The 9,513-nt window shown below is 66.2% G+C and carries 7 protein-coding genes and 1 pseudogene; all 8 read left to right on the forward strand.

Going from position 1 to position 9,513, the window contains the following annotated elements; translation table 11 throughout:
• Positions 1 to 402, forward strand: a pseudogene (locus tag DBR12_RS23380) (histone deacetylase); the annotation flags it as partial.
• Entirely contained in the window at positions 399 to 881 is a 483-nt protein-coding gene (locus tag DBR12_RS21400) for a thioesterase family protein (RefSeq protein ID WP_108619063.1), read from the forward strand. The pseudogene DBR12_RS23380 and the gene DBR12_RS21400, both read left to right, overlap by 4 nt.
• 244 nt (positions 882 to 1,125) lie before the next feature.
• A complete protein-coding gene (pncB, locus tag DBR12_RS21405) occupies positions 1,126 to 2,346 on the forward strand; it encodes a nicotinate phosphoribosyltransferase (RefSeq protein WP_108619064.1) in 1,221 nt (406 codons plus the stop codon).
• A gap of 57 nt (positions 2,347 to 2,403) precedes the next feature.
• Positions 2,404 to 3,816 carry a sodium:proton antiporter gene (locus tag DBR12_RS21410; RefSeq protein WP_108619065.1) on the forward strand — a complete coding sequence of 471 codons (1,413 nt, stop codon included), beginning with the start codon at positions 2,404 to 2,406 and terminating at the stop codon, positions 3,814 to 3,816.
• Positions 3,817 to 3,988: 172 nt separating this feature from the next.
• A complete protein-coding gene (locus tag DBR12_RS21415; RefSeq protein WP_108619066.1) occupies positions 3,989 to 4,978 on the forward strand; it encodes a D-glycerate dehydrogenase in 990 nt (329 codons plus the stop codon).
• Between the two features lie 70 nt (positions 4,979 to 5,048).
• On the forward strand, positions 5,049 to 6,773 hold the full coding sequence (gene rmuC, locus DBR12_RS21420; RefSeq protein WP_108619067.1) for a DNA recombination protein RmuC: 1,725 nt from the start codon (positions 5,049 to 5,051) through the stop codon (positions 6,771 to 6,773).
• A complete protein-coding gene (locus DBR12_RS21425; protein WP_108619068.1) occupies positions 6,770 to 7,972 on the forward strand; it encodes an MFS transporter in 1,203 nt (400 codons plus the stop codon). The genes rmuC and DBR12_RS21425 overlap by 4 nt, the downstream gene beginning before the upstream one ends.
• Before the next feature lie 50 nt (positions 7,973 to 8,022).
• A complete protein-coding gene (locus tag DBR12_RS21430) occupies positions 8,023 to 9,360 on the forward strand; it encodes a surface lipoprotein assembly modifier (protein WP_108619069.1) in 1,338 nt (445 codons plus the stop codon).
• The last annotated feature ends 153 nt before the right edge of the window (positions 9,361 to 9,513 follow it).

The following is a 9,513-nucleotide window of genomic DNA, read 5'->3' on the forward strand; positions in this document are numbered from 1 at the left end:
TTCACGTTGTCGCTGCACGGTGCGCGCAACTTTCCCTTTCGCAAGGAGGCGGGGGACCTGGACGTGGAACTGCCGGATGGCTGCGGGGACTATGAGTACCTGCAGGCGCTAGACGAGGCCCTGGTGGCGCTGGAGCAGCGTTGCGCTCCCGGTCTTGTGTTTTACCTGGCCGGTGCCGACCCACACGAGGGCGACCGCCTGGGGCGCCTGGCCGTGACCCACGACGGCCTGGAGGCGCGCGACCGGCGCGTGTTCGACTGGGCCTGGCAGCGGCGGATTCCGCTGGTGTTTGCTATGGCAGGGGGCTACGGCAACGATCTGGAAGACACGATCCAGGCCCAGCTCACCACCTGGCGCGTGGCCCTGCAATACCACCAGCGCTGGCAGAATGTGCGGCCATGACTTCTGCCACCAGCACGCCGTCCCCAGCATCTTCGACACCCGCACGCCCGGCTCCCCAGCCGCGCAGCGCCTACCGCGTGTTCCGCCCCATCACCACGCGCTGGGCTGACAACGATGTGTATGGCCATGTGAACAACGTCGTGTATTACAGCTGGTTCGACACGGCGGTCAACGCCCACCTCATTGACCAGGGCGTGCTCGACATCCATGCGGGCGGCACCATCGGCCTGGTGATCGAGACCCAGTGCAACTACTTTGCACCGTTGGCGTTTCCGCAGACTGTGGAGGCGGGCATCCGTGTGGCCAGGCTGGGGGGCTCCAGCGTGCGCTATGAAGTGGGCCTGTTTGCGCAGGGCGAGCCGCTCACCGCTGCCGCCGGCCATTTCATCCATGTGTATGTAGACCGCGGAACCCGCCGCCCGGTGCCTGTGCCCGAGGCGCTGCGCACCGTGCTGCAGGCTCTGGTCGTGTCCGTCTGACGGGTTGCGCTGCGGCTGCGGTGCGGCTGCGGTGCGGTTGCAATCAATTTGATAGCAATCAACCCATGAGCAGCGCGCGCAGGTGGCCTGAGAACCTTTGATAGTGGCTGCAGCAGGTCGCAGCGCCTGAACCTTGGCTGACGCCACGGCGCGCGCCAGGCGCTGGGGCCGCCTATGGCCTACACTTTGTGGCTCCGCTGAACGGCTCCCCGCACCCTGGCTCCACCCTGCGCCCGCCCCGTCCATGATCATCACCAGCCTGCTCGATACCGACCTGTACAAGTTCACCATGATGCAGGTGGTGCTGCACCAGTTTCCGGGGGCGCAGGTCGAGTACAAGTTCAAGTGCCGCAACCCCGGCGTGCAGCTGGCACCGTTTGCCAACGAGATCCGTGACGAGATCCGGTCGCTATGCAGCCTGCATTTCCAGGACGCCGAACTGGCCTACTTGCGCTCGCTGCGTTTCATCAAGAGCGACTTCGTGGACTTTCTGGGGCTGTTCCGGCTCAACGAGAAGTACATCACCGTCACGCCCCAGCACAACGGCGAGATCGACATTTCCATCCGCGGGCCCTGGCTGCACACCATCCTGTTCGAGATTCCGGTGCTGGCTATCGTCAACGAGGTCTACTTTCGCAACACGCAGAAGGTGCCCGACTTCCCTGAGGGGCGCAGGCGCCTCGATACCAAGATCACACAGCTTCAGGCCGACGGCCTGGCCGACCTCAAGATTGCCGACTACGGCACCCGCCGCCGCTTCTCGCGCGCCTGGCATGAAGAAGTGCTGCGCGTGCTGGTGGCCCGCCTGGGCACGGGCGACCGCCGCCCCGGCTCCCCGGCAGGGCCCGGCCAGTTTGCCGGCACCAGCAACGTGCTCTATGCGATGAAGCTGGGCGTGACGCCGCTCGGGACCATGGCGCATGAATACCTGCAGGCCTGTCAGGCGCTGGGCCCGCGTCTGCGCGACAGCCAGGTGTTCGGCTTTGAGATGTGGGCCAAGGAATACCGGGGCGACCTGGGCATTGCGCTGTCTGACGTGTATGGCATGAGCGCTTTTTTGCGCGACTTCGACCTGTACTTCTGCAAGTTGTTCGACGGCGCGCGGCACGACAGCGGCGACCCGTTTGCCTGGGGCGAGCGCCTGCTGGACCACTACCGCAAGAACCGCGTCGATCCGCTCACCAAGACGCTGATCTTCAGCGACGCTCTCACTGTGCCGCGCACCATTGAGCTGTACCAGCAGTTCCGGGGCCGCTGCCAGCTGGCCTTTGGCATTGGTACCAATCTTACGAACGACCTGGGCAGCCCTCCTGCGCACGAGCCGCTGCAGGTGGTGATCAAGATGACACGCTGCAACGACCAACCCGTGGCCAAGCTGTCCGACACGCCGGGCAAGGGCATGTGCGACGACGAGAAGTACCTGGCCTACCTGCGCCAGGTCTTTGAAATTCCTGCTGCGGTCTAGCCGGGGCGGGTGCCGGAATAGGGCGCCCGAATTTTTAACTGGATGGAGGCAAGAGCTTTGAAACTTTCGCGCGGGCTGGTTTTTTCCGGTCTTCTGGCCGCACTGCCCGGGACGGCCATCGCGGCCGACATCGATGGCAGCACGCTGTCGGTCCTCTGGGGTGTGCCGTTTGCAGGCATCCTGCTGTCGATTGCGCTTTTGCCGCTGCTGGCGCCCATCTTCTGGCACCACCATTTCGGCAAGGTCGCGGCGGCCTGGGGCCTGGCCTTTCTGGTGCCTTTCGCCATCACCTTCGGGCCGGGCGTGGCGGGTGTGAGCCTGGTGCATGCGCTGCTGGCCGAATACATCCCGTTCGTGATCCTGCTCACCGCGCTGTTCACGGTGGCGGGCGGTATCTTCATCCGGGGCAACCTGCATGGCAGCCCGGGGCTCAACACCGCCATCCTGGCGATTGGTGCGGTACTGGCGAGCTTCATGGGCACGACAGGCGCGTCCATGCTGCTGATCCGCCCGCTGATCCGCGCCAACGACAACCGCAAGCATGTGGCGCATGTGGTGGTGTTCTTCATCTTCATCGTGTCCAACGCCGGGGGCTCGCTCACGCCATTGGGCGATCCGCCACTGTTCCTGGGTTTTCTGAAGGGCGTGGACTTCTTCTGGACGGTGCGCCACATCTTTCCGGAAACGCTTTTCCTCATCGGCGCGCTGCTGGCCATCTTTTTCGTGCTCGACACCTGGTACTACCGCCACCGCGAGGAAGTGCTCAAGGTCGACCCCACGCCCGACAGCCGCTCGATCGGCTTTGATGGCAAGATCAACTTTGCCCTGCTCGGTGCCGTCGTTGCGCTGGTGCTGCTCAGCGGCTTCTGGAAGTCGTCAGTGGTGTTCAACATCGCAGGCACCGAGGTCGGCCTGCCCGGCATCGTGCGCGATGTGGGCCTCATCTGCGTGACCCTGGCATCGCTGTGGCTCACCCCCAAGAAGGTGCACGAGGACAACCAGTTCGGCTGGGGGCCCATGCAGGAAGTTGCCAAGCTGTTTGCGGGCATCTTCCTCACCATCATCCCCGTCATCGCCATGCTCAAGGCTGGTGTCAACGGCCCCTTCGGCGCCATCGTGGCGGCCGTCACGCGGCCCGATGGTTCGCCCGACCCGGCCATGTACTTCTGGGCCACGGGTGCGCTCAGCTCTTTCCTTGACAACGCCCCCACCTACCTCGTGTTCTTCAACACGGCAGGTGGCGACCCGGCCGTGCTGATGACCACCCTGGCGCCCACGCTGGCCGCCATTTCGGCAGGGGCCGTTTTCATGGGGGCCAACACCTACATCGGCAACGCGCCCAACCTCATGGTCAAGGCCATTGCTGAAGACCGGGGCGTGAAGATGCCCAGCTTCTTTGGCTACATGCTGTGGTCCGGGGGCATTCTGGTGCCGCTCTTTGTCGTCATGACTTTCATTTGGTTCAGATAGTGGACATCCCCCTGAGCGGCTGCGCCGCTTCCCCTTTCTCTCGGATCGCTGCGCGCTGCGGGAAGGGGGACTCCGCCCTCGCTGCAGGGCGGCCTTTGCTCGGCGGCCCTGGCATTGGTGCATGCCCGTTTTACCTGCGGTGATCTCCACCCAATTGATTGGAAATAGCAATATGAGCAAACCCCGCATCCTGGTCGCGCGAGCGATCTTTCCTGACATCGTCGACCGCTTGCGCGAGCATTTCGACGTCGAAGCCAACCCAGACGACGTGATCTGGACCCCGGCCGAGCTGGCCGCGCGCCTGGCCGACAAGGACGGCGTGCTGACCACCGGCAGCCAGCGCATCGATGCCGCGCTGTTGGCGGCGGCGCCGCGCCTGAAGATCTGCGCCAACATGGCCGTGGGCTACAACAACTTTGATGTGGACGCCATGACCGCCGCAGGCGTGCAGGGCACCAACACGCCAGACGTGCTGACCGAGACCACGGCCGACTTCGGCTTTGCATTGTTGATGGCCACGGCCCGCCGCATGGCCGAGAGTGAACATTTCCTGCGCGCAGGCCAGTGGACCAAGTGGAGCTACGACATGTTCGCGGGCAGCGACATCCACGGCAGCACGCTGGGCATCATCGGCATGGGCCGCATTGGCCAAGGCATTGCCAAGCGCGGCGCGCACGGCTTTGGCATGAAGGTGATCTATCACAACCGCTCGCGGCTATCGACCGCGCTGGAGGCCGAATGCAAGGCCACCTATGTGGGCAAGGATGAGCTGCTGCGCACCGCAGACCATGTGATGCTGGTCGTGCCCTACACGGCGGCATCGCACCACACCATCGGCGCGGCCGAGCTGGGGCTGATGAAGCCCACGGCTACGCTCATCAACATCGCGCGCGGCGGCATCGTGGACGACGCGGCGCTGGCCGTGGCCCTGCGCGAGCGGCGCATTGCAGCGGCGGGCCTGGATGTGTTCGAGGGCGAGCCCAGCGTGCATCCCGATCTGCTGACCGTGCCCAACGTGGTGCTCACGCCCCACATCGCAAGCGCCACCGTGCCCACGCGCCGCGCCATGGCCAACCTGGCGGCCGACAACCTGATCGCCTTCTTTGGCGGGCGCGGGCCACTCACCCCGGTGAACCAGCCCCAGGCGGGGCTGCTGCGCTAGGATTTGAAAGAAATTGGCCGTCACCGCGCGATGGGTAAGCGGTGGTAGCTATCAAAATCATAGTAAAACCTTGACTACCGATACGCTTGTTTTGCTGGCCGCATGGGCCGTTGCGGTGGTGTTGTTGGCTGCGGTGCTGCTGCGCCGCCCACGTGTGGAGCTGCCTGCCGAGTGGCTGACGCGCCTGCAGTCGCTGGAGGCCACCGTCCAGGCCACGCAACTCGCCGTGGCCCGCAACGACGGCGCCATGGAGGCGATGGCCCAGCAGCTCTCGGGCTTCACCCAGGCCACGCAGCACCAGCTGGAGGCCCTGCGCGGCGCGGTGGACGAGCGGCTGGCCCAGGCCGTGGGCGAGTCCCGCACCGGCCGGGCCGAGCTGCTGGCCGCGTTTGGCGCGTTTGAGGGCAAGCTGGAGCAGCGTCTGGCCCAGGGTCAGGCGGAGGCCGCCCTGGCGCGCAAAGAGCTGTCTGACGCGCTGGCCGCCTTCCGTGCCGAACTCACGCAGACCGCGCAGTCGCTCGCGTCAGACAGCCAGCGCTCGCGCGAGGCGCTGGCCGAAAGCACGCAGCTGTTCGAGCAGCGCATCCAGGAGCGCTTCGAGGCGCTGTCGGCAGCCACGCGTGGCACGCTCGACTCGCTCAAGACCGACATCCAGACCCAGCTGGGGGCCGTGTCCACCGCGCTCAAAGACCAGCTCGAAGCCAACGGCAACCAGATCCGGAACCAGTTCTCAGTGCTGCAGGATGCGGTGTCGCAGCAGCTCACAGGAATGGTGCAGGGCAGCCAGCACAACGCCGAGCAGCTGCGCAACGCGCTCAACGAGCGTCTGGCCGCCATCCAGGCCGACAACGCTACCAAACTCGAGGAAATGCGCCGCACCGTGGACGAAAAGTTGCACGCCACGCTGGAGCAGCGCCTGGGCGAATCCTTCAAGTTGGTGAGTGACCGGCTGGAACAGGTGCACAAAGGCCTGGGCGAGATGCAGACCCTTGCGGGCAGCGTGGGCGACTTGAAGCGTGTGATGACCAACGTGAAGACGCGCGGCACATGGGGCGAAATGCAGCTGGGCGCCATCATCGACAACGTGCTCACACCCGACCAGTTCGCGCGCAACGTCAAGACGGTGCCGGGCAGCGATGAGCTGGTCGAATTCGCGATCCGTCTGCCGGGCAAGAATGACGAGCACCCGGTGTGGCTGCCCATCGACTCCAAATACCCCGTGGAGCAGTACCAGCGCCTCATGGACGCGCAGGACGCAGCCGACAAGGCGGCGGTGCTGTCGGCGGGCAACGCGTTCGAGACCTCCATCAAGCTCGAGGCGAAAAAGATCTTTGCCAAATACGTCTCGCCCCCGTACACCACCGATTTCGCCGTGCTCTACCTGCCCACCGAGGGGCTTTTTGCCGAGGTGATGCGCCGCCCCGGCCTGGTTGAGGCGGTGCAAAACGAATGCCGCGTGATGATCACTGGCCCTGCCAACCTGGCCGCCATGCTCAACAGCCTGCAGATGGGCTTCAAGACGCTGGCGATTGAAAAACGCTCGTCCGAGGTGTGGAGCCTCCTGGGCATGGTCAAGACCGAGTTCGCCAAGTTTGGCGACGTGGTCGAGGCCACCAAGAAATCCATTGACGCCGCCGCCAAGAAGTTTGACGAGGTGGGCGTGCGTACCCGCGCCATCCAGCGCAAGCTGCGCGATGTGCAGGAATTGCCTGCGCCCGATGTACCCCGCGCACCCTTGGCGGGAGCCCGCACAGCGGCCCTGCCCGGGCTGGACCCTGAGGACGATCTGTCGTGAACTGGACGCTGGCCCGGTTGATTGCTGGCCAGATCTGCGTGCATGGCAGCATGGCGGGCATGCGCCTGGCCGCGCCGCTGCTGGCGCTGCGCGAGGGCTACAGCGCAGCGGCCGTGGGTTTGCTGGTGGCGCTGTTTGCGCTCACGCAGGTGTTCCTGGCCCTGCCTGCGGGCCGCTACGCCGACCGGCATGGACTCAGGCGCCCCGTGGGCTATTCGGTCGCCGTGGCCTGTGTGGGGGCGGGGCTGGCCGTGGTGTTCCCCACCTTCCCTGTGTTGTGCGTGGCAGCCCTGATGACCGGCGCCGCGGCGGGCGCCGCCACAATTGCGGTGCAACGCCACGCGGGCCGCGCTGTGCACGATGCCACCGAGCTCAAGCAGGTGTTCAGCTGGCTGTCCATCGGCCCGGCGGTATCCAACTTCATCGGCCCGTTTGCAGCCGGGCTGGCCATTGACCTGGCGGGTAACACGCCCGGCAGCCTGCAAGGCTACCGTGCAGCCTTTGCGCTGCTGGCCCTGCTGCCCCTGCTCAGCTGGTTTTGTGTGCGGGGTGTGCCCGACCTGCCGGTTGCCAGCGTTGCGGCGCCAAACGCTCCGGACGGCCGTCCCCAGCGGGCCTGGGATCTGCTGGGTGACGCCCCGTTTCGCCGCCTGCTCATCGTCAATTGGCTGATTTCCTCCTGCTGGGATGTGCACGCCTTTGCCGTGCCGCTGCTGGGGCACGAGCGCGGGCTGTCGGCCTCAGTCATCGGCACCATCTTTGGCGCGTTTGCCATTGCGGCCACTGTGATCCGCGTGTTGATGCCCTTTTTTGCCAAGCGTCTGCGCGAGCAGGCCGTCATGGCTGTGGCCATGCTGATCACGGCTGTGCTGTTTGCGGTGTACCCGCTGCTGCACAGCGCCTGGGCCATGGGCCTGTGCTCGGTGCTGCTGGGCCTGGCGCTGGGCACAGGGCAGCCCATGGTGATGAGCCTGCTGCACCAGATCACGCCCTCGCACCGCCAGGGCGAGGCGCTGGGTCTGCGGCTGATGGCGATCAACGCCTCCAGCGTGCTGATGCCGCTGATGTTTGGCTCGGCCGGGGCGGTGATTGGGGTCAGCGGCCTGTTCTGGGCCGTGGGAGCTGCGGGCCTGGGGGGCTCGCGACTGGCGTGGCGCATTGCTGCAAACAGGGTTCCCAAGGAGCCCCAAAAAGCGTAAACAGGAGTAAATTGCCTTTGCCCGTCAGCGGGTTCTGAGAGGGGGCTGTCATGTACCTTCGATTCTGGTCACGGCGCGCGTTGCCATGGTGCTTGGCTGCGGCGCTGGGCGTGGGCCTGCCGTCTGTGGCGTGGGCCGACGAGGTGGTTCAGCAGGCCACCGCCCTGGTGCGCCAGGGGCAGGCCGTGCAGGCTTTTCAATTGCTGGACGCCCACGAGGCCCGGCGTGCAGGCGACCCGGTGTTTGACGCTGCCATGGGCGAGGCTGCCCATGCCGCAGGCCAGCACACCCGCGCCATCATGGCGCGCGAACGCGTGCTGGCGGCCGACCCCGGCAACCTGGCGGCCCAGGTGGCGCTGGGGCAGTCGCTGCAGGCCGTGGGCGACCGGCGCGGGGTGCTGGCGCTGCCGTCGCAGGTGCAGGCTTTGCTGATCCCCGTGGACGCGGGGCACACCCTGGACCAGTTCCTGTATTCATACGACCGCCCGGAGTACGGCGGCCACTCCTCGATCAAGGGCTATGTGGAGCTGGGCGTGGGCCATGACTCCAACGCCAATGCCGCGCCCGTGGTGGGCGAGCTGCAGTCCCCCGTGCCGGGCACGCCGCCCTGGGCTCTGCTGCCCGAGGCGCGGGCCACCTCGGGCCACTATGTGGTGGCGCAGGCGGGGCTGCGGGGCCGGGCGGTGATCAATTCGCGCTGGTCGTTGGTGGGCACGGCGCTCGCTGCCACGCGCCACTACGGGGGCCAAGCAGACCGGTTTGACCACATGGCCCTGGATGGCGCACTGGGCATGGCCTGGCGGGCCGAGCGGCACGAGGTGATTGTCTCGGGCCAGGGCTCGTACTACGCACTCGACGGTTCGCGGCTGCGCACCATGGGCGGTGTGCTGGGCGAGTGGATCTACCGCATCGACGGCTTTCGGCAATGGGGCAGCTTCTTGCAGGTGCTGGAGGTGCGCTACCCCACGCAGGAGCTGCGCAATGTGCGGCGCAGCGTGCTGGGCACCTCGTATTCGCACCTGTTTCGCAACGGCACATCGGCCTATGTAGGCTTCTATGGAGGGCGTGAGCAGCCCAAGGCCAGCGATGCCGACCCGCTGGGCCACCGCCTGTGGGGCGTGCGCCTGGGTGGGCAGTGGCCGCTGGCACCGCAGTGGGCGGTGTTTGCCAGCGCAGACTGGGAGCACCGGCGCTATGGCGGGCCAGACCCGTTTTTTGCCGTGACCCGCACCGACCGCCAAGCCCAGGTGGCGCTGGGCTTGAACTGGACCCCTGCGCCCGGCTGGCGCGTGACGCCGCAGTGGCAGTTCACGCGCAATGCCTCCACGCTGCCCGTTACCGATTACGAGCGGCGGGTTTTTTCCATTCTGTTGCGCCGGGAGTTCTGAATGCGGCCGCTGACATGGGGTTTTGCTGCAAACCCGCCCTGGAGGTGCATATGACATCCGACCAAAAACGCGCCCGGCTGGCACTGCTGATGGGCATGGTGGCGGCCTGGCCACTCACCGGGCTGGCGGCTGCCGGGCTGGTGCAGTTCACGG

It is taken from the genome of Acidovorax sp. HMWF029 (assembly GCF_003060895.1).
GTDB lineage: Bacteria > Pseudomonadota > Gammaproteobacteria > Burkholderiales > Burkholderiaceae_C > Acidovorax.

Coding starts and splice junctions, on each gene's coding strand:
- DBR12_RS21400 (WP_108619063.1), top strand. CDS start 399: ATGACTTCTGCCACCAGCACGCCGTCCCCAGCATCTTCGACACCCGCA.
- pncB (WP_108619064.1), top strand. CDS start 1,126: ATGATCATCACCAGCCTGCTCGATACCGACCTGTACAAGTTCACCATG.
- DBR12_RS21415 (WP_108619066.1), top strand. CDS start 3,989: ATGAGCAAACCCCGCATCCTGGTCGCGCGAGCGATCTTTCCTGACATC.
- DBR12_RS21430 (WP_108619069.1), top strand. CDS start 8,023: ATGTACCTTCGATTCTGGTCACGGCGCGCGTTGCCATGGTGCTTGGCT.